Source organism: Streptococcus pasteurianus, from assembly GCF_004843545.1.
In the GTDB taxonomy this organism is placed as follows: domain Bacteria; phylum Bacillota; class Bacilli; order Lactobacillales; family Streptococcaceae; genus Streptococcus; species Streptococcus pasteurianus.
On sequence record NZ_CP039457.1, the window covers coordinates 2,083,657 to 2,104,530 of the forward strand.

The window sequence follows — 20,874 nt, forward strand, 5'->3', positions numbered from 1 at the left end:
ATATTTCCTCATGTCTTAGCTGTCAGAAGTGGTAAATAAGTAGTAAATTCATTTGTACTACTAAGCAACAAGACGCTCCTGTTGCTTCTCTTTATTCAAGCGTTTCATTTCTGCCATTGCAGAATCGAATGTTGCATGTGCGTAATAGTTCAGCGTCATGGCTATATTAGCATGTCCCATAATGTACTGTAATGCCTTTGGATTCATTCCTGCATTTGCATAGTTGGTACAGAATGTATGTCGCAAACTATGTGGAGTGATGTGTGGCAATTTATCCTCGTTATACTTATTGTATTTCTTAACAAGACCTTTCATCATGCCGTTGTAATCACTTGCCACTTTTGGATAGTTCTTTCTATTAAGAAAGAGGAAATCACTATATCCATCAATCTCAACACGCTTATCATTCTTTCGATTCGCTAACACTCGCTTAAATGCTTGATAGGCTTCTTCAACCATAGGAACTTGACGTTCGCCACTTTTGGTCTTTGGTGTTTCAATGTAGTACCCAATTTCAGTATCTCTCAATAGCTGATGGTCTATATTGACAAGACGATTCTCAAAATCTAAATCTGGAAGTGTCAAACCACCAAACTCTGAAATACGAAGACCTGTTTTTAAGAGTATCAGAATTTCATCATAATTTTTGCTGTAGGTTTTATCAGCTTTTGCAAAGGCTAACAGTTTTTCTTCCTGTTCTTCTGTTAGTACGGTCTTAGGGACAGTATCATCATCAAGAACTGCTTTCAGTTGAAAGTCAAATGGATTCTTCCGAACACAATCATCTTGTATAGCAATATAGAATGAAGCCTTTAAAGAACGTTTGTAGTTATTGATGGTTTGATAAGCATAACCATTTTCACTCATTCTAATAGCCCATTCTTTAGCGTCTGATGGCTTAATACTGTCAATACTTCTTACACCTAACTTGTCTTTCTTCAAAATATCCATAAGATATTTGCGTCCAGTTTCAGTGTTTTTTCTAACCTTTGGTCTTTGAGCGTTCTGTTTTGCGTAAAGCTGGCAGAGTGTCATTTTCTTTCCTACAACATCAATACCATCATGAATGTCTTTCTGTAACTCTGCGATTTTCTCTCTAAGTGAGATACAATCACGCTTTCCTGCTGGTACTCGGTCTGTAGCCACAAGTTTCCACGAGTAAACAAATTGCGGTTCTCCAAATGAATCTATATATTTGTATAAGTATCTTCCGTCTTTTCGTTGGCTCTCTCCAGTCTTTAAGATTCGACCTTTATTGTCACGTCTTTTTTCTGACATGGCATTTGCTCCTTTCCTTTATGGAAAGAGCCTTGATACGACTTAATACTATTTTATCATATACAAGACCCTTTGGCGACGCTAGATTGCGTCCAATGTATCTATAATTTTTTCAAATTGTTTTCGTTTAATCTGAATACGATTGCCATTCATAATCAGCCAATTTGCATTTTTATTTTCCTCTGCCAAGCGTCGTAGCTTGTTTTCGCCAATACGAAAATATTTTGACGCTTCTTCAATGGTTAGGGTATAACGTTCCCAAATAGGAATGTCAGTCTGCTTCATAAAATCCTCCTTTCCAAATCACTTATTTGGATTTCATAAAAGTTGTTTTACCAGCAATCGAACAGCTTTAGCAAAGCTCACGGGAGTTCCACCCCTGCATGGTTCTCATGTAGCCATACTCATTGCCTGCGACGGTTTTATCACGCTCGGACTATTGACTGTATGGGAGTATCATTATCACGATAAGAATGTCGTTGCAGGCAATCCTGCTAAAGATTGCTTCTCGGATCACTAACATGAATCGCTCGCTATCTTTATAAGATAGGTCATGGCGGTTAGTTCCGTTGGCTCTTTTCTTATCGAAACGTATTCGATTACTTTTATTCAGTTTTCAAAGAACAATGGCTCGTTAGCCTATCAAAACACATTGAAAGCTCAATATGCTTTGGTGGAATAACAAACCTCCCTGTTCGGGAAGCGTGGAATGGTTTAGCACGCTTCCACGAAAGGAGAGAGGATATTACTTAATTTCAAATGACAAAATCTTTGTAATCAGTCTGGTTTCCATTCTTCCACGTAAGACTTCATCAACGACCATACTTTGATTGCCAGGTTCTGTTGCAAAGTTTTAAATCTACTATCAAATAAGGTAGAATAATAGAAAAAGATAGCAGGAGGAATGACGATGAATCATTTTAAAGGAAAGCAATTTCAGCAGGATGTGATTATTGTAGCCGTGGGCTACTATCTTCGTTATAACCTTAGCTATCGTGAAGTTCAAGAAATCTTATATGATCGTGGCATTAACGTTTCTCATACGACGATTTATCGTTGGGTGCAAGAATATGGCAAACTACTCTATCAAATTTGGAAAAAGAAAAATAAAAAATCCTTTTATTCATGGAAAATGGATGAAACGTACATCAAAATTAAAGGAAAATGGCATTATTTGTATCGAGCCATCGATGCAGATGGTTTAACCTTGGATATTTGGTTACGTAAAAAACGGGACACACAAGCAGCCTATGCTTTTCTTAAGCGGTTAGTGAAGCAGTTTGATGAACCGAAGGTTGTAGTCACAGATAAAGCCCCCTCTATTACAAGTGCCTTTAAGAAACTAAAAGAATACGGCTTTTATCAAGGGACAGAACATCGTACCATTAAATACCTGAATAATTTGATTGAACAAGACCATCGTCCAGTAAAGAGACGCAATAAATTCTATCGAAGTTTACGCACTGCCTCTACCACGATTAAAGGCATGGAAGCCATTCGAGGATTATATAAGAAAACCCGAAAAGAAGGCACTCTCTTCGGGTTTTCGGTCTGTACTGAAATCAAGGTATTATTGGGAATCCCAGCTTAAATCATAGATACCGTAAGGGATTTTATTCTTTATTTAAAACTTTGCAACAGAACCCTTTCGCCTGTTTCACGATTTTGTTTATACTCTAATATTTCAGCACAATCTTTTACTCTTTCAGCCTTTTTAAATTCAAGAATATGCAGAAGTTCAAAGTAATCAACATTAGCGATTTTCTTTTCTCTCCATGGTCTCACTTTTCCACTTTTTGTCTTGTCCACTAAAACCCTTGATTTTTCATCTGAATAAATGCTACTATTAGGACACATAATATTAAAAGAAACCCCATCTATTTAGTTATTTGTTTGGTCACTTATAACTTTAACAGATGGGGTTTTTCTGTGCAACCAATTTTAAGGGTTTTCAATACTTTAAAACACATACATACCAACACTTCAACGCACCTTTCAGCAACTAAAATAAAAATGACGTTATTTCTATATGTATCAAGATAAGAAAGAACAAGTTCAAAACCATCAAAAAAAGACACCTTTTCAGGTGCTTTTTTTATTTTATAAACTCATTCCCTGATCTCGACTTCGTTCTTTTTTTACCTCTCGGTTATGAGTTAGTTCAAATTCGTTCTTTTTAGGTTCTAAATCGTGTTTTTCTTGGAATTGTGCTGTTTTATCCTTTACCTTGTCTACAAACCCCTTAAAAACGTTTTTAAAGGCTTTTAAGCCGTCTGTACGTTCCTTAAGGAATTCCTTAGTGCTTTCATAGATTAAACTCACATCACGCTTTAAATCGCTTATTTTAGACTTTAAAGACTTGTTTTCTTCAAGCAACTCATTATAATCATTTACATTTTCATTAAATCGCTCTACAAGACCACTATATTTTTCTTTAACTTGCCCATGTTCTTTACTTAATTTTTTATATTCTCTCGCCATATCAGTACTCATGAGATTTCTAACATGCTGTTTTAACCTATCGTTATCTCTCGCAGCAGTCACTAAGTTTTTATAATCACGCTCCGATATAACAACATTTTTGGTTGGTTTCTTTTCTGTTTTCATTATTTCTTTTCCCAAACCAAACATGGACTTTTCACCCGTTGGCACTTCAACACTTTTCATGTGTCGTTTCGCTGGTACTTCTAAATCTGATTTAACTTTATCGCTATAAGCAGTCCATTCATCTTTTTTAACTGCTAAATTTTTTTCTAGAAAATCAATCTCTTTTTCCAAAGTTTGTTTTTTAAATTTAGCTGTCTCAATATGTTTACGGTCAGAGCCACGTTCACCACGCTTCAACTCAAAACCCTGTTTTTTCATATGCTCGGGGAATTTATCTTGTAGCCATAACAGTTCTTGACGATTAAACACATTTTTTCCTTGCAGTTTTCCATCACGCATAGGCACAACACCTAAATGCATGTGAGGGGTTTGCTCATCATTATGAACTGTTGCATAAGCAATATTTTGCTTGCCATATCGTTCGGAAAATAATTTATAACTTTCCTCAAAAAATCGTTTTTGTTCTCCTGGATCCAGTTGCTCAAAAAAATCTCGGTCAGATGTTACTAGCAACTCATTTACAAGAACAGCATCTTTCCTCGTTTTTCTTGTACCTGTTTTTTGTGATTCAATAATTTCTTTGACACGTTCGTTGTAATCAATATTTTTATCATTTTTCAAATCATAATTTTCACGTGTTCGCTCATGGTCAATATCATCATTCGTTCTACTTTTTCGCTCTCTTTGATTATGAAATTGCATGCCTTTTAGTCCAGCTGATTTCACTTTTTGCATTCTACAAACTGCATAACTCATATGTAAATCGCTCCTTTTTAGGTGGCACAAATGTGAGGCATTTTCGCTCTTTCCGGCAACCACTTCCAAGTAAAGTATAACACACTATACTTTATATTCATAAAGTGTGTGCTCTGCGAGGCTGTCGGCAGTGCCGACCAAAACCATAAAACCTTTAAGACCTTTCTTTTTTTTACGAGAAAAAAGAAACAAAAAAACCTGCCCTCTGCCACCTCAGCAAAGGGGGGTTTTGCTCTCGTGCTCGTTTAAAAATCAGCAAGGGACAGGTAGTATTTTTTGAGAAGATCACTCAAAAAATCTCCACCTTTAAACCCTTGCCAATTTTTATTTTGTCCGTTTTGTCTAGCTTACCGAAAGCCAGACTCAGCAAGAATAAAATTTTTATTGTCTTTCGGTTTTCTAGTGTAACGGACAAAACCACTCAAAATAAAAAAGATACAAGAGAGGTCTCTCGTATCTTTTATTCAGCAATCGCGCCCTTTAATGGAACAAAAAGATTTGAATTCCTGTTATAAAAAAAGGATCAATTTTGAACTCTCTCCCAAAGTTGATCCCTTAACGATTTAGAAATCCCTTTGAGAATGTTTATATACATTCAAGGTAACCAGCCAACTAATGACAATGATTCCTGAAAAAAGTAATAACAAATTACTATACAGATAAGTTGACTGATCAACTTCCATAGGTAACAACCTTTGATCAAGTAAGGGTATGGATAATAAACCACCTACAATTGCAATACCTGTTCCCTCTGATAAAAAGCTGGTAAAGTTAAGCAAACTCATTCCAGCACCAGCTTCCTGCTGTTTCAAGCTACTTGAAACAATTGTTGATATAACTGTTTTGGTGAACGAAAGCCCACCTAAAACAAATACGATTATAATTGTCATGAACCATGATGTTGTTTCTAAAAGAAAGGAAGCAGTTAAAAAGCTAACAGAAAGAAATGTAACTCCGATGTTTAACACGTATAAAGGACCTCTTCTATCAACAAGTATCCCACCAATGTAGCCGAAAATAATGACACTCATTGTTCCAGGGAAAATAATTACACTTCCGATTTCGGCAGTACTTAGCTGGTGAACATCTTTCATCATATAAGGAACCATAGAGACAAACCCTGCTACTGTTCCAAATATAATTCCCCCACAAAGAACTCCAATCATAAAAGGTATATTTTTCCCTAATCCGGGATCAACAAAAGGATCTGTTACTTTCCTGATATGTTTTACAAATATCAGGAATGACAGCACGCTAACGATAAGAAAAGAAATGCTATATGATGTTGTAAACAACATAAAAAATACAATGCCTACAGACATTAGTATAATTCCTTTGATATCAAAATGACCTTTTATCCTTACTTCTTTCTTTAATAATTTCATAAGAAACGGAACAGTGATAATTGTTATCATAGGAATGAGTAGAAGATAGGACCAATGAATATAATGGGCTATCATTCCACCAATCGCTGGACCGACTCCTTCTCCCATGGCTACTATCGATCCAATAAGACCAAATGCTTTACCCCTATTTTCCTTTGGAATATAGCGCGCAACTACAACCATTACGAGTGCTGGAAATGCAGCTGCACCAGCCCCTTGAATAAAACGAGCCATAATAAGTAAGGAAAAGAAAGAATGGCCAACAAACCCAATTACCGACCCGAAACAATTTATTATAATTCCAAATAGGAGTAACCTTTTGATGCCTAATTGATCAGATAGCTTTCCATATACAGCTGTTCCAATGGAAAAGGTTAACATAAAGGCTGTGTTCACCCAGTTTGTACTCGCAGGTGGTTTATTAAAATCATTTGCAATATCAGGTAATGAGACGTTCAAAACCATTTCATTTAATACGCTAAAAAAAGATAAAACGCAAAGCCAAATTAAAATTTGGTTGTATTTAACCCTGTTACATTCATTACACTTCATAATTAATTCCTCCTTTACACTTTAATTCAAATCTTTATTAAAAAATATTTCATCTTATTTAACAAGAAACCATATTTATATAACAACATAAAATACACTAAGTTATTTTATTGAACATATATCGTACTTTATCTATCCGACTATTTGGACGACGGGGCTGGCAAACAGGTTCACCGGTAGTAACATGGTACCCTTTTAACTCTGTTAAACAAACACTACGTCCATTTGTAAAGAAAGTTAAATCACTACGATATTCTTGAATACACCGAGCAGGGATTTCTCCACTAAGAATGACCTCATTATTTTTCAATTGAGTGTCTACGATGTTCGCACAATATTTAGGAGCATCGTTGTATGCTCGTGAAAGATATTCCTGTGGCGCATAAATTTTAAAACTAAGATATGGCTCTAACAATTCTGTTCCAGCTTTTTTTAAGACTTGTTCCAATACAATAGGAGCAAGCATCCGAAAATCTGCTGGGGTACTAACAGGGCTATAGTATAAGCCATACTTAAAACAGATTTTACAGTCCGTCACATTCCAACCATACAATCCTTGTTCACAGCCATAGCGTATCCCCTCCATAACTGCATTTTGAAACGATTGATTTAAGTATCCAAGAGAAACCGAGCTCTCATACTGTACTCCGCTCCCTAATGGAAGCGGTGCTACAGATAGACCAATGGAAGCCCAGAAAGGATTCGGTGGAACTTCGATGTGAATGGTATACTCTGCTTTTTTTAACGGTCTTTCCATATAAATGATTGTAGGCTCTTTTATTTCTATCTCCACATGATACTTTTCTTGCAGCAGAGCACAAGTCACTTCCATTTGTACTTTCCCTAAGAAAGAAAGTATGATTTCATGTGTCGCAGAATCCACATAATATCGCAGAAGCGGGTCACTGTCGGAGATTTCTAAAAGTGCATCAAGTAACATTTCCCTTTGTTGAGGTTTGCTCGGTTCAACAGTCGTTTGCAGCAGAGGGAGGGGATTTTCAATTCTCTCTCTCTGTGGCAATAGCTTTGTATCTCCAAGAACACTATTTAACTTCAAAAACTCATTCTGCAAAATAACAATTTCCCCGGAATAAGCCTTATCGATTTTACATAATTCACCATTTATTGAAGTATACATTTCTGTAATTTTTATTTTTTCCTTTTCCGATATTCTAACCGAATCTCGCAAATGCAGTACGCCACTATAAAGACGTATATATGCAAGACGCTGTCTTTTTTCCGAATACTCAATTTTGAAAACTTTTCCGCAAAGTTCAGACTGACCTCGATGTGTTGATGAATAAAATTTATTCGTAATCACTTCTATAAGGTTATCAATCCCTATATTGTTTTTTGCACTTCCGTGATAAACAGGGAACAGAGAACAATTCTGAAATCTTATGCTTTCCTCTTGTTCGAGTTCCAATGCTTCTAATGATTTACCGGACATATATTTCTCTAAAAGGTCATCGTTTCCCTCTATTACCGTATCCCATTGTTCAGATTCGGTAAAGTTCGTCACACACATATTAGGATACAGTTCTACCTTCTGTTTGATTACAATTTCGGCAGAAAGTTTCTCTTTAATATCCTGATAAACCGTTGATAAATCAATTCCATTTTGGTCAATCTTATTGATAAAAAAGATTGTGGGAATCCCCATTTTCCTAAGTGCATGAAATAATATACGAGTTTGTGCTTGTACGCCATCTTTTGCAGAAATCAGTAGAATTGCCCCATCTAAAACTGATAATGAACGATATACTTCTGCTAAGAAATCCATATGTCCTGGCGTGTCTATGATGTTCACCTTCGTATTTTCCCACTGAAAAGAGGTTATTCCTGTCTGAATTGTAATTCCTCTCTGACGTTCTAAAAGCGTATTATCCGTCCTCGTTGTACCTTTGTCCACGCTTCCTAATTCTGTAATCGCTCCACTGTTATATAATAAGCTTTCTGTTAAGGTAGTTTTTCCTGCATCAACATGAGCTAAAACTCCAATATTAATAATTTTCATGTGATTTTCCTCCATTCAAAAACCCAAAAGGGCATAAAAATCCCAGTGATAAATACTTTTATCACTGGGATTTTTATGCATAACCATAGGTATACAAAGCATACAGATATTCTCTGGATACTTTAGAATCACATGATAAAGGTATTCTTAAACTGGGTACAAAAAACTAAGCCCTCCTAAAAAAGGACATCCAATTATTTGTTCCCACTATCAAATTGACAGTTTATTTAAGAATACCTTGCCGCATATTTATTAACTCCTTTTAAATAGATACTTAAATAATAGCACGTAAGAGCATATTTGTAAAGGAATCTCCAATTTTTTATCAAAGAGAGTACGTGATTACAAAATAGCTGTAATAATGTACCAATATTTGTTATTCTATAATCTTCCAATTACTCCCGTTCTTTTCAAGTACCAAATCAAATTGAGATACCTGCGTTGCTTTGGTCTGCTGGTCGATATACTCCACTGTCAGCGATACCGTGACTTGATTATCCTTACGATTGTGAATAGGATTTACCAGTTCTTGAAAGATGTACTCTTTTCCGATTGGTTTTAATATCCCGTCATTCACATAGTAGGAAAGTTCACTGGCTGTCGCTGTAGGATAGAGCTTGAAGAACGTCGTTAAAAACTCATTGATTTCATTGGTTGTAATGGAATCAACCGTCCCCTCACTTTCAATGGCTTTTGGTTTATAACTTGATTTCTTAGGTATGTTGGTAATGGTCGGATTCTTAACCAGTACCATATTTCCAGAACCATCTACATAGACACTCACTATATAAGCAGAGTGGACGGTCTTTGTATTTTCTCCCTCTGTAATGAGCTGGTCTACACTGTAGGTTACATTAAACTCATTGTCGCCAGTTGGCTCTACCGTCCATATCTGAAATCCTCTTACAGAAGACGATACAGGAATATCTTTGCGTACTGTATCAACATTGAGAGCTTGAAGTTCATCTGTCAGATAGCCTTTTAGACTTTCCATTCGATTATCAATGGACTTATCGGATTGCTCCCATGAATAGTAGACTTTCGCAAAGTTCTCTACAAAATTTTCTACATGATGAGTATCAACGTATTCCTTTTCTATGATAGTTGTTTCGTGAATAGTATGAGTATCTATAGCTGTAAAGTGCTTGAATATCGCAAAGCTGAAACTAAGCCCTAAAAGTACCCACAAGGCAATCACAACCTTTTTATGAGGATTGACCTTATAGTAGACACGAGGTTTCTTTTCCTTTGGTATCTGTTTTTCTTTATTCTGATTTTTTCTAAATTTCATCATTAAATCTTCCTTTCTCATTGTTTGATTCGTCCTGCTCCCACTAAATGCTGTTGCCAGTAGGGGCTTGTTAAGTCGGCATAACCGATTGGGTCGCCTGCATGAAACATACGGTTATTGCCAAGGTATATCCCAACATGAGTAATATAAGAGCCAGCGTTATAGGTAGAATGAAAGAAAACCAAATCGCCAGCTTGTGCTTCCGATAGTGGGATATGCTGGGTCACATCATATTGCTGTTGTGCGGTTCGTGGTAAGTTAATTCCAGCTTTTCCATACGTCCATTGTGTCAGTCCGCTACAATCAAAAGAAGTAGTCGGGGAAGCTCCACCGTAAACGTATCGCCAGCCCCCATTGATAGGTATGGCTATGGGATTGGGGTAAGACACTTTTTCGCCACCTGAATACTCTTTTGAGAAACTTTGAGCCAGTTCAAAGGTATATTTATTTCCACGATTAGCCACATACCCTAAGAAACCACCACCATAATTGTAGGACTGGATAACCGATTCTAAATCTACACTGAGCCTTTCGCTACTGGCTAATAATTCACTGAAATACTTCACACCTTGCTTAATGGATTCTTCTGTACTCAATGAATTAGGTGGAAGACCGAGGGATTCCGAGGACTGCATAACATCTTCCGCAGTACCGCCCGATTCCACCTGTATAATCGCAAGAAGTATGTTGACATATTCTTCAACGCCATATTCTTTGGCATATTTTTCTACCATAGGCTTATGAGCCAGCACTTCTGCGGAAACATTCACACCTCCATAATGAATATTGGAAATTCCGCTGTCCTGTTCATCTGAAAATAAAATGGCAACAAACAGAAGCAGTGAGAAGACCATCAAGAATAATCCAGAACCACCAATCACTAAAGTTTTCAACTTCATGGTTTCTTACCGACTTTCTTAATGGTGGCGGTTTTGATTGGTGGTCTACTTCTTGTATTTTGTAGTGGTACTCTTTGAACAGTAGACGGACGTTCTTTTGTGATTGGACGTTGTGAAGTTCTATCTGCTGTAGTGGTTGAAGTTGCTGGCTTTTGAACGGTTTTTTCTTGAACGGTATTGCCTTGGCGTTCCACTTTTGGACTTGAAAAATCGGACTTAACTGCTGGACGCTCTTGTTTGGCTTGTTGAGATTCCTTATATGAAGTCTGAATATTAGACTGTTTTGAGGTCTGTTCATCATGATATTGTTCTTGTCTTGTAGTCGGTCTTTCATGAACAGAAGAAGCAGGCTGTTTTTTCTGTTTGACCTGTTCCATTTCAGAGCGACGCTTCGCAATGGTTTTTCGCCTTTGTTCCTGCTGTTCCTTGCGTCCACTGGCTCTGTCCGCTTTGGTTTGAGAAATACTACTGGTTAAATCACGGACATTCTCTTTTACTTTGGATTTTCCTTGATATACTGCATATCTTGCATTGGTCGGCAAATCTTTAACCTGTTCTTTCAAACCACTAGCAGTGTCTACCATTCTGTCTTTGGTATCAGCTACTGTACCGATGGTTTGACCGATACGTTTTCCAAGTGTTGATTTTTCCTTTCCGTCTGGTCGGGAGTGATCTGCTTGTGTCCTTGCAGAACTCCCCGAACCCGACTGTCCTTTTTTACCTGTAACAATGGCAGACCCAGCCCCTAGAGTAGTCATGGAACGTCCAAGTTTCCGCTGTAGACGGTGCATGTGAGCGTGCATAAGCATACGAGGTTTTCTCATCACACGACTTCCCACACTTTGAGAATCGTTACTCTGTAGAGAAAACATACTCATTAAATCGCCCAGCTTGAAGTAGATTCCTGCAAAGGTCACAATCTGTAGAAAAGCAATCAAAAAGAACGGATAACCAGCCGATAAGGTATAGAGCATGGTTGAAATACTAAATGCTGTCGTAATAATCAATGTGATTCCAGCTCGTGTCAAAATGGTATTAAAGAGCTTTGTTATGGCTCGTTTTGACATACCATCAAATGATGGAATCATGCTTAAAATAAAGCTCACAGGCAGAAACATAGCATAGATGATAAAAAGTACCTGCGAGAAAATCATGATTCCTGTTAATAGGAATACAAATATGGAAATCCCAATATTGAAGACAAATAGGAAGAAGACTGTACCTAAACGGTTAATGGTCTTTGTAATGGTTAGATTGGTATTGCTTCTGTCTTCAATTTCTTCCGCAACAATTTTTTCTCTGTCTTCGCCATTGTTGGAATCTGGGCTGGTGGAGAGCAGGCTTTCCACACGGTCAATACCGATACTTTCAATGTCTGAACTGTTGTATTGAAGCAGTAGCCACGGTTGCTGAACCTGTATGGAAAACAGGCTATCTCTGATTAAGTCCACGCTGTCCTTGCCTTGACTATCGGAATGGGGCATGACAATCTTCGTGCCAAGTGATAAACTGGCATTACTGATGTCTGATGAAAAGTCATTGATTTTTTTAATGTAGTCGGGAGCGTAGGCAATAAAGGAAGCCGATAGGATAAACACCAGCACAAAATTCATAATGGCATGAATTGCCTTTGTGGTTTCTCTCTTTATCAGTCCCGTATAGGCAACATAAACCCCAAGAACCAAAATCAAGAGTAAGAGGAATCCAACATAGAAACCCTCTGTTGAAAATCCGTTTGCACTCACACCAGCTAAGGTCTGCATATTCTTACCAATGGAATCTGCTGTAGCGGAAATGAAGTCTAAGGAATAGGCTTCCTGTACTAAGTAACCTGTCGCATTGGAAACATACAAACTGATTGTCCAAATAAAATTGGTAATGGCATATAGTCCATACATGACCTGTTTTCCAATCCCGTCCGACCAGTTCCACGGAAGCCAGCCCCAGCTATTATCCACATAAAAATCCAGTTGATAGTTTTCAAGTGGGTATCGGCTGTATTCATTTGCCACATTGACCGTATCATCTACCAAGCCCGCAGCTTGAACCACCGTTCCCAGCATGGCTAAAAGAAAAATGGCAATCACAAGTGTGAAAGCCACTGTCATTGCCACTTTACCTAGACGTTTCAGCGTCCAGTTTGATTTTATTCTGTTTACTATTGATGGTTTCACATTTACACCTCTTTTCGCACAGGTGGTCTGGTATCAAAGGCATGGAGCAGTTCTTCAAATACAGGGTGGAACTGTATCACACCGACACGACCATATAAATCACTGATAAGGCATTGCCCGTTTTCCAAATCACGCAATCGCTTCTGATTGTTTTCGTCCTCTGGGTCTACACCAAAAAAGGCTAAGGTCTTTTTAATCTCGTTAAGGTCAGTGGAACGAAATGCAAATTTTAAGCCGAGGTTATTTTTCAGTTTTTCATCTAAGAGGTCGTCTGTATTTTGGGTCACGAAATATACCCCAGCGTTCATAGCACGACCAGCCCGAACCAGCTTCATAGATAGTGTTTTTCCTTGTGCTACCTGTAAAAAGCTCCATGCTTCGTCTAAATCTACAATCTTGAAAATGCTTCGGTCTGTATGGATAAAGTCTAAAGCAAAGGTACTAATGACAATCAGCATAGCAACGGATAAAAGCTCCATAGTGGTATATTCCTCAAAGGAAGTTTCCTTGTCGGGAAGTACCAAGTCCGCAACCTGTATAATGTTCAGTTGTTTTTCTAAGCTGATAGACTGCTCCACATAACCATTACTGAATAATAAATGTGCAAAGTCATAGTCTGTAAAACTTTCGATATGGTCGGCTATACTGGTACTTAGTGGCGTATTCTCAACCCGTAATTCCTCAATCACTTTCATCAACCCTCGTACTTCACTATTGGTTACTGCACGAATGGCTTTTCTAAGGATTGGGAAGCGTTCCCCATCACGAGAGGAAATCCCCGTAAGGAATGTCAGAATATCAATAGCCAGTGATTCAGAATCTTTGGGATTTTTCATAATCACATAAGGGTCAAGTAAGCCTTTGTTTTTCTCATCAGAAGTCAGAGTGACGATATTGATTTCATGGGAAATCTCTGGCAAGGTTTCTTTCCATCTGCCACGTTCTGCTTTTGGGTCTACAATCACTGCTTGTGCCCCATAAAGCACCGCATAATAGACGATAAGGTTATTCGCAAAGGATTTACCACCACCCAGCGAACCAACAAAAGCCGACGCTAACGCATTGGTTACTGAACCCTTAACCCCTTGACTGGCAAGAGCAGGTTTCAGATAGACATTGCGTCCAGTATCTAAGCTGTAGCCAACATAAATCCCCTCATTTTCCCCCAGCATTTGAGTAGCACCAAAACCTAAACCAGCGAGGAAATCAGAGGTCACGTATTGAATATAATCATTCATATAACGCTTGCTGGCAGGTAAAAATTCTTCATGTAAGCCGAGCATATCCCCAAATGGTCGTACCAGTTTTACGCTTAAATCGTCATAAAAATCTTTCACTTCATTACAACGACGTTTGAGTTCGTCAAGATCATTTGCTGATACCCTTACCACATAAGACAGCTTGTACATAGATTCCTTGCTTTGGTCTAAATTGGTTTCCAGCTCATTCACACTTTCCAGAGCTTCCGCCACATTGGAGCTGGTTTCATTATCACTTTGCCAAGCGTGGTTATCCAAGTCTTTCAGTTCTTTCTTTTTATTGCGGACAGTAGATAGGGCTTTACGATTCGCTACAATTTCCACATTCATTGACGTATCAATCGGGAATGTAAATTGCTGTTGCTGGTAGTAGAAGATTTCAGAGGACGGGAAGTCCAGTTCTCCGACAATGCTGTTAATGGTAAAGTAAGCTACATAGACGGTTTCATCTTCCTGCTGGATTTTCAAATATCGCTGTTTTTCTTCCACCAAACAGCGAGTAGGCTTAATCAAGTCATAGTATTTAATCAGCGTTTCATTATCCAGCTTTTTCTTTGATAGATGGTACTCATACTCTTCATAGGCAGTGCCTGTCTGTCCGTAAAGGTGTTCAATCAGATAGCCGAAGTCGTCCTTATCTAACCTGCGGATTTTGAAACGACGAGAGATTTTATTTTCTAAGAGCTTTTCCATCTTCTGAAAACGCAGGATTTCATCATTACTCATACTAACAAAATCGCCCATCAGCTTATGGTTCACATCATAGACAAAATCAGACAAAGCATTTTTTGCTTCAACGGTAAGACTTTTCATAGAAAACTCCTGATCGTTGAGAAGCAACTTAAAGCCGATAAAGAAACGGTAGTTCACTTGATTTTCGCCAATCATGGATATTAAAGCGTCTGTCTGTTGGTCGATTTTGTCATAGGCAACCGCTTTGAGCTTGCCAGTGACTTCATTTTTGGAACGCTCTTGTGCAGAACGTATGCTGGATTCTGTACTGATTTGTAAAGCATGAATTTTGCCATCACGATTTTGTGCGATAAGCTGTCTGAAAGAATCATGCACTTGTATTTTCTGTTCTGGACTTAGAAATGAGTAATTGTAAGGAACAAGCTCATAGTAAGCATAACATTCCCCGTCTTTATTCCAGACGAGATTGTTTTCAATGTATTTAATTGGATATGCCATAAAATTCACTCCTAACTGCTGTAATGGCTTCTTGTGGCTGGTTTCTGCCAAGCGTTACTTTTTTTCCTGCATAGGTCAGCTTTGGTCGCAGTGCATAAGCAATGACAGACTTCAAAAATCCATAAGGCTTTTTACCATCAAAAGTTTTTGTAGACATAAACCATGTGAAAGCCACAGGAATCCCAAAGTATTTGAGAAATGCTCCCTCTATCATGGAAAGAGGGGGCAAGTTGCCAAGTATCATCACTGCAAAGAGTGACACGACAAACCATGTCATTTGCGTAAAGGTTATGGGAAACGGAAGTCTAAAATCATTGATAGAATACAGTACCTTTTCCACAGACCAGATACTGGTATAGCTTCGTATTTTCTTCATGTAATCAATCCTTTCATAAAAAATAGGGGTAGCTGATTGAGCCACCCCGTAAAATAGAAAATCTGCCAGTAGTAATGTACCGACAGATTTAATAGACGATTTCAAAAATCCCATGATTGGTTGAGATAAACGTTCCTGAAAGGTCTAAATCCCGACCATAGGCTTGATAATCAATATAGTTTTGAAGACTAGCTGGTACTTCGCCTAAAGCACCCGTTTCTTCAATGTAGTAGCGTGCCACGTCATACATATCATCACAATCGGAATGAATGATAATATCCTCTTGATGTTCGCTTAGTTCTTCAATGCTTGAAAAATGAGTGAGCAGAGCAGATAGCTCCGATTGTAATTCTTCGGGTAATTCCGATACCATTTCCCATAGTCGATTGAGTTCGCCAATGGAAGTGTATTCGTCAACCGTAAAGGGTAACTCGTAGTCATGAATGGCGTATTCCTCATATTCATCATTCAAGCCGATTTTCTCTTTGACTTCCTCAAAGTCAATGGGAAAGGTAAACCACGCACCGACCAATTCGCCCTCATTGTATTTGCCTAAATTCGCAATATAGACTTGCATATCGTCCATATATTCACGTCCTTTCTTTGTAGAGATTCAAAAATCCCTACCGCACTTCGTTTGGTGTACCATTCCTTTGCGGAACATAAGAAAACCACTTATATTCCACAAAAGAACGGTTTTATTTAAGCACCAATAATGCGATTGAATAGCTCTAGTAAAATGTCTTTTACTCCAGCAGCGTTGAAGACTAAGCCAACCGCAATAATCGCAATAATTAAAAAGCCAATCAGTTTGCTAAACTCACGCTTGAAGCCAAGATACAAGCCAATCACAACGATTGCTAAAAGCACCAGTGATTGAGCGTTTGATAGAAACCAGTTATAAAGGTTTTGTCCAAAATTCATAAAAATGTTCTCCTCTCTATATTCAATGAATTTGTATTTGAGTTATTTTTTTGTTGTTATCACGTCCTGTTCTTTTACTGACTGTTGCTTCAAAATCTGCTTGTGTCGGTCTGTCAGTTTCGCATGGTCGAGAATGTCTTTTACAACCTGCGTCTGGTTGATTTCATCAAGTTTAATCGCAACCTTTAAGGTCGGGGCAACTTGATGAGATAGCCAGTTCAGCGTCCTTTGGAAGGAGTAAGGCTCTGGTTTTGTGGTTAGTTTTAATCGTTCACGATTGTTCCCAATAAACCAAGCCCATTCTTCATTCAGTTTCCAATCAGAACGAGGTTTGGAATCGTCTTTATCTACAAAACGGATATACCGATTGATAATTTTAAAGGCGGTATGCTCTGGATTGTCATAGACGAGTAAATCACGGACTGCATAATAGGCACGCTCATTTTTCAATCGAATCTCAAAACGGTTTTTTACTTCTGCGTCTTCAATGGGAATATCATTTTTCTTGTACTGCTCGTAGTCCTTTTCATAGATACAGAAATAAACTTCACTTTGTAATGAACCGATATAGAGGGTGTTTCCCATACATTCCTTTTCCTCTTTGCGTACCAGTTCGCCACTGCGATAGCTTTTAAAACTGCGGAAGACGGAGATACATTCTTCCTGTTGGCACTTTTCAGTGAGTACAGGGATATTTAAAATCCCTGTCTTATCGTTAATGGCAAGGTCAAGGCGTTTCATCACACCGCCAGCCACCAAAACGTCCATAAAGAACTCATACCAGCTTCTTTGTTGTGCCAGAAGATAGCTTTCAAATTGTCTGCACCCACGACCTTTCAATTCCACCAGAACTCCTTTGTCCAGTTCATGGGAGCAAAGGACGAATATGTCGCCTAAAGCATAATGCTCTGAATAAGAATAGAAACCATAGTCCTCATGAAGAAAATAGGACAGTTTCAGTTGTAAGATGTTTTCGACCACCTGCTGTACGTCTGTTGTCGGAAAGCGAATTCTTACATAATCAAACAGCATTTCAAGGGGAGCGTCGGGATTGAAGCGTTCCAGAGCTTCCCAAAGGGACTGCTGTAAATCCTCTGATGGCTTGACTTTTCCTGTTTCAATATCGCTTAGATACTGCCTTGTAATACCAGTCGCAACAGCTAAACGGTTTTGAGATAGTCCATAAGCCAAGCGTTTTTCTTTTAAATGCTGTAACCAAGTTTGTTCATTCAGTAAAAATCCCTCCAATCAAAAAGGCGTATGTCAACTTTTAAAGCCCATTTGACATACGCTGAAATTTTGTAAATCCCTTGTAACCAAAGGATTTTCTAATGTTTTTTTGACTGTTTCCTGTCGATTTGTACCCCCCTGTTAGATACCGAGGGGTTTAATCAGCGGACGGGACAAGCCCCGTCCGCCAAGAACGGAACTTGCGGTTGAGAACCGCAAAACCCGTCCTTGTCGTCCGTGTCTGTGTCCTGCTGTGAACCTTGTATGCCCTCATAGAGAACCGCAAAATCTATTCTTTCATCTGAAAGTGCTTCTTTCATTTCATCAGACAATCCTTTAAGAAATACATTACATTGCAGACAAGACTTATCTAAAACTCGAAATCGAAAATAAATTATCCTGCTTTCAATGCAATGTCTGCTTTCCAACCTCATTCTAAACTTATGAGGAATATTGATTTTTTCACGAATAACATCATCAATGATTTTATCTATCCTTGAATGAAATCGTAAATTTGGATTGACAGAATAATTTAAGAAACAATCTAACATATATTTCCTGCAATCCGCTGTAAAAATATCTGTATTCAAGCACAAACAGAGGTAATTTTTCTCTGTGGGTGCGTGATAAATATTTAATGTGTCCTTATTCAATCACATCTTCCTTTCCTTGTTGTTCTGGCATAGCTTGTCTTTCTTGTGCAAGCCTGCCGATAGTTTGTAAAAAATCATGTCCTTTCGGGACTAAAGGCGTGTAAAATTCGCTGATAACACTTGTTCCCACATCACAATAGCCACGCCCCTTGATACGCTTCTGAAAAAACTGCTTTTTCACATCTGAACCGAACAGCATACCGTAGCCTAATTCGCTGATACGACCAAGCCCCACACGGAAATTGAAGTTATCTCTGATACCGTCCGAGAAATACTTTGCGTCTGGACGCTGGCAGGCAACAATAAGGAAATAACCTGCTTGTCGCCCTAACATAACGATTTTCTTTAACTGGCTAAGTAAACTCACGCTTTCTTTCGTCCCCAGCATTTCAAAAAACGCCACATATTCATCAAAGATAAGAAAGCAGGGTGGCAGTCCCAGATAGGCGTAGTTTTCACCCGTCTTATAGTTCGGGTGTCGTTTCATTTCCTCGCTTCGCTGTACCATGCCCTCATAAAAGGCATTGACGCAATCTATCATTTCTTCTTTGGTATGGTAGACGTTTGGCATGACCGTTCCTAAGTCCGCAAGGTCGCTATTCTTCGGGTCTAAGATGTAAAGGACAGCGTTGGTATGCAGTAAGGCTTCAATGAGCGTCAGCAGAAAATAGGTTTTACCGCCACCAGTTCCACCAGCAATCAGAGCGTGAGGGAGTGCGTCATATTCCCAGACAAGATTTTTCATCAGCTTTAAACAGCCGTTTTCTGCCCGTACTTCATCAATGGTAATGCGGTTTGCTATCATATCATAAAGCAGGGTATATTCGATATAGCCGTCATGCAAAGTCTTGTCGGTCAGCTCACAATATAAACCACTTTCCAACTTATCCTCTAACCGTAAAAGCTGGTCTTGATATTTTCCCAGCGTGATTTCACAGCGGATATGAAGCAGTCCCTTTTCCATTTGATAATAAATCTTCGGAAACCAGACGATTTTTTCCCTTGATCTGCTTTGCAGGTCAGTAAAAAAACCGCTGTCTTGTACGGTATCGGCTTCATACCACTTATTTTCCAGTATCATTCTTGCCAGCTTTTGACGGTGCAGGAGCTTCTTGAAACCGTCGTAACAGAAGCGGTAATACCCAAAAGCGACCAATGCACAAACACCAGTCGCTATCCCTATGGTTATGAAGTTGTAAGGGGAAAGCGTCAAGCCGTTCTCTAACAAGCTGAAATGCTCCCAATCGGTACACATGAGCTGTTTCATATTCAGTAACAGGAGAACCGTCACGAATATAAACAGAAGCATTCCTATGGAAAAGTGGTAGACAAGGTGCTTGTCGCTGGCTCTGATACGGTGTCCTTTGTTCCAAATCATACGCATAAATCAATCACTCCTTTCTGGGGATGAAAAAAGCAGTCAATCCTAAGACTAACTGCTTTGTGTGTAGGGATATAAAATTGTAAAACTAAGATTGCATTTCAGATATGGATTTGAAACCCCTCATAGCTGAAAATACCATTCCCTTGTTTTAATTTCCCTTCATTTGACAAGTTGTGAAAAGCTGTCTCTATCTTGTCAATTATAGTAACTGGAATAGATAAATGATGATGTCCTGGCAAAATTCGACTTATCTTTAAAGATTGAATTTTTCTAACAGACTTCCAAAATTCTTGTGGGTTTGTTGATGGATAAAAAGCATCAAGGCAACCGCTATATATCAAATCGCCGGAATACAGATATTTTCTATCCGCTTCATAGAAACAACAATGTCCGGGAGAATGACCGGGCGTGTGAATAACTACCAACTTTCTGTTTCCTAAGTCAATACAATCTTCATCATGTAAAATCATTTGCGGAACCCCTTGAAAAATCTGATATTTCTCTACATTAAAATCCGAGGGGAAATCACATGGATTGCACATAATATTGTTTTTTACCACTTGCAAAGGTATAGGGAATTTGACCGATAGCCATTCTTTTTCTGCTTCATGAACTGCAATAGACCGAAAATATTTATGTCCACCGATATGATCCCAATGAACATGAGTAGTGATTACTGTAACGGGCAGTTTCGTCAATCCATCAATAACCTCTCTGATGTTGGAAACACCTAAACCTGTATCAATCAGAATGGCTCTTTTTGTCCCACACAATAGATAACAATGTGTTTCTTCCCAGTGTCTGTATTCGCTGATGACGAATGTATCTTGGTCTATTTGTTCGACGGTAAACCAACTGTCCATATACTATTCTCACTCCCTAAAAATTTTAATTTGTC

The 20,874-nt window shown here is 38.5% G+C and carries 18 protein-coding genes and 2 pseudogenes; 1 reads left to right on the top strand and 19 read right to left on the bottom strand.

Features of this window, described 5'->3' with window-relative positions:
• Window positions 1–60 precede the first annotated feature (60 nt).
• The 3 genes and pseudogenes from E8M05_RS10850 to E8M05_RS10865 all read right to left on the bottom strand — a co-directional run.
• On the bottom strand, window positions 61–1,278 hold the full coding sequence (locus tag E8M05_RS10850) for a tyrosine-type recombinase/integrase (protein WP_001291561.1): 1,218 nt from the start codon (window positions 1,276–1,278) through the stop codon (window positions 61–63).
• An 81-nt stretch (window positions 1,279–1,359) separates the two neighbouring features.
• The gene (locus E8M05_RS10855) at window positions 1,360–1,563 is read right to left on the bottom strand and encodes an excisionase (protein ID WP_000814511.1); all 204 of its coding nucleotides are present in this window, start codon (window positions 1,561–1,563) and stop codon (window positions 1,360–1,362) included.
• Window positions 1,564–2,023: 460 nt separating this feature from the next.
• Window positions 2,024–2,119, bottom strand: a pseudogene (locus E8M05_RS10865) (helix-turn-helix domain-containing protein); the annotation flags it as partial.
• 69 nt (window positions 2,120–2,188) lie between these two features.
• On the opposite strand from E8M05_RS10865, the gene E8M05_RS10870 reads away from it, so the two are divergent.
• A complete protein-coding gene (locus E8M05_RS10870) occupies window positions 2,189–2,869 on the top strand; it encodes an IS6-like element IS1216 family transposase (protein ID WP_001015311.1) in 681 nt (226 codons plus the stop codon).
• A gap of 29 nt (window positions 2,870–2,898) precedes the next feature.
• Here the strand turns inward: E8M05_RS10870 and E8M05_RS10875 are convergent, their stop codons facing one another.
• The 16 genes and pseudogenes from E8M05_RS10875 to E8M05_RS10960 form a co-directional block, all read right to left on the bottom strand.
• Window positions 2,899–3,087, bottom strand: coding sequence for a hypothetical protein (locus E8M05_RS10875; RefSeq protein WP_455678368.1), 189 nt, complete (start codon window positions 3,085–3,087; stop codon window positions 2,899–2,901).
• A 291-nt stretch (window positions 3,088–3,378) separates the two neighbouring features.
• A complete protein-coding gene (mobV, locus tag E8M05_RS10880) occupies window positions 3,379–4,641 on the bottom strand; it encodes a MobV family relaxase (protein ID WP_000119405.1) in 1,263 nt (420 codons plus the stop codon).
• 563 nt (window positions 4,642–5,204) lie between these two features.
• Complete coding sequence (gene tet(L), locus E8M05_RS10890; protein WP_002345004.1) at window positions 5,205–6,578, bottom strand: tetracycline efflux MFS transporter Tet(L); 1,374 nt, start codon at window positions 6,576–6,578, stop codon at window positions 5,205–5,207.
• 97 nt (window positions 6,579–6,675) lie between these two features.
• The gene (gene tet(M) / locus E8M05_RS10895) at window positions 6,676–8,595 is read right to left on the bottom strand and encodes a tetracycline resistance ribosomal protection protein Tet(M) (protein ID WP_041972879.1); all 1,920 of its coding nucleotides are present in this window, start codon (window positions 8,593–8,595) and stop codon (window positions 6,676–6,678) included.
• A gap of 15 nt (window positions 8,596–8,610) precedes the next feature.
• A pseudogene (locus E8M05_RS11905) lies at window positions 8,611–8,658 on the bottom strand (hypothetical protein); the annotation flags it as partial.
• A gap of 313 nt (window positions 8,659–8,971) precedes the next feature.
• The gene (locus E8M05_RS10905; RefSeq protein ID WP_001224320.1) at window positions 8,972–9,907 is read right to left on the bottom strand and encodes a conjugal transfer protein; all 936 of its coding nucleotides are present in this window, start codon (window positions 9,905–9,907) and stop codon (window positions 8,972–8,974) included.
• Window positions 9,904–10,785 (bottom strand): bifunctional lytic transglycosylase/C40 family peptidase, encoded by an 882-nt coding sequence (locus E8M05_RS10910; protein WP_006150747.1) that lies wholly within the window; start codon window positions 10,783–10,785, stop codon window positions 9,904–9,906. Before E8M05_RS10910 ends, E8M05_RS10905 begins: the two co-directional genes overlap by 4 nt.
• Window positions 10,782–12,959, bottom strand: a complete 2,178-nt coding sequence (locus E8M05_RS10915; RefSeq protein WP_000804748.1) for a CD3337/EF1877 family mobilome membrane protein — start codon at window positions 12,957–12,959, stop codon at window positions 10,782–10,784. Before E8M05_RS10915 ends, E8M05_RS10910 begins: the two co-directional genes overlap by 4 nt.
• A gap of 2 nt (window positions 12,960–12,961) precedes the next feature.
• Window positions 12,962–15,409: a conjugal transfer ATPase TcpF gene (gene tcpF / locus E8M05_RS10920; protein WP_000331160.1), complete on the bottom strand. Its 2,448-nt coding sequence runs from the start codon at window positions 15,407–15,409 to the stop codon at window positions 12,962–12,964.
• Window positions 15,393–15,785: a conjugal transfer protein gene (locus E8M05_RS10925; protein WP_000723888.1), complete on the bottom strand. Its 393-nt coding sequence runs from the start codon at window positions 15,783–15,785 to the stop codon at window positions 15,393–15,395. The genes tcpF and E8M05_RS10925 overlap by 17 nt, the downstream gene beginning before the upstream one ends.
• An 88-nt stretch (window positions 15,786–15,873) precedes the next feature.
• Complete coding sequence (locus E8M05_RS10930; protein WP_000342539.1) at window positions 15,874–16,371, bottom strand: antirestriction protein ArdA; 498 nt, start codon at window positions 16,369–16,371, stop codon at window positions 15,874–15,876.
• Window positions 16,372–16,487: 116 nt separating this feature from the next.
• The gene (locus E8M05_RS10935; protein WP_001009056.1) at window positions 16,488–16,709 is read right to left on the bottom strand and encodes a hypothetical protein; all 222 of its coding nucleotides are present in this window, start codon (window positions 16,707–16,709) and stop codon (window positions 16,488–16,490) included.
• 42 nt (window positions 16,710–16,751) lie between these two features.
• Entirely contained in the window at window positions 16,752–17,957 is a 1,206-nt protein-coding gene (gene mobT / locus E8M05_RS10940; protein ID WP_000398284.1) for a MobT family relaxase, read from the bottom strand.
• A 143-nt stretch (window positions 17,958–18,100) separates the two neighbouring features.
• Window positions 18,101–18,592, bottom strand: coding sequence for a hypothetical protein (locus E8M05_RS10950; protein WP_025481229.1), 492 nt, complete (start codon window positions 18,590–18,592; stop codon window positions 18,101–18,103).
• Complete coding sequence (locus E8M05_RS10955; protein ID WP_425319285.1) at window positions 18,585–19,967, bottom strand: FtsK/SpoIIIE domain-containing protein; 1,383 nt, start codon at window positions 19,965–19,967, stop codon at window positions 18,585–18,587. Before E8M05_RS10955 ends, E8M05_RS10950 begins: the two co-directional genes overlap by 8 nt.
• 107 nt (window positions 19,968–20,074) lie before the next feature.
• The gene (locus E8M05_RS10960) at window positions 20,075–20,839 is read right to left on the bottom strand and encodes an MBL fold metallo-hydrolase (RefSeq protein WP_010723735.1); all 765 of its coding nucleotides are present in this window, start codon (window positions 20,837–20,839) and stop codon (window positions 20,075–20,077) included.
• Between the last annotated feature and the right edge of the window lie 35 nt (window positions 20,840–20,874).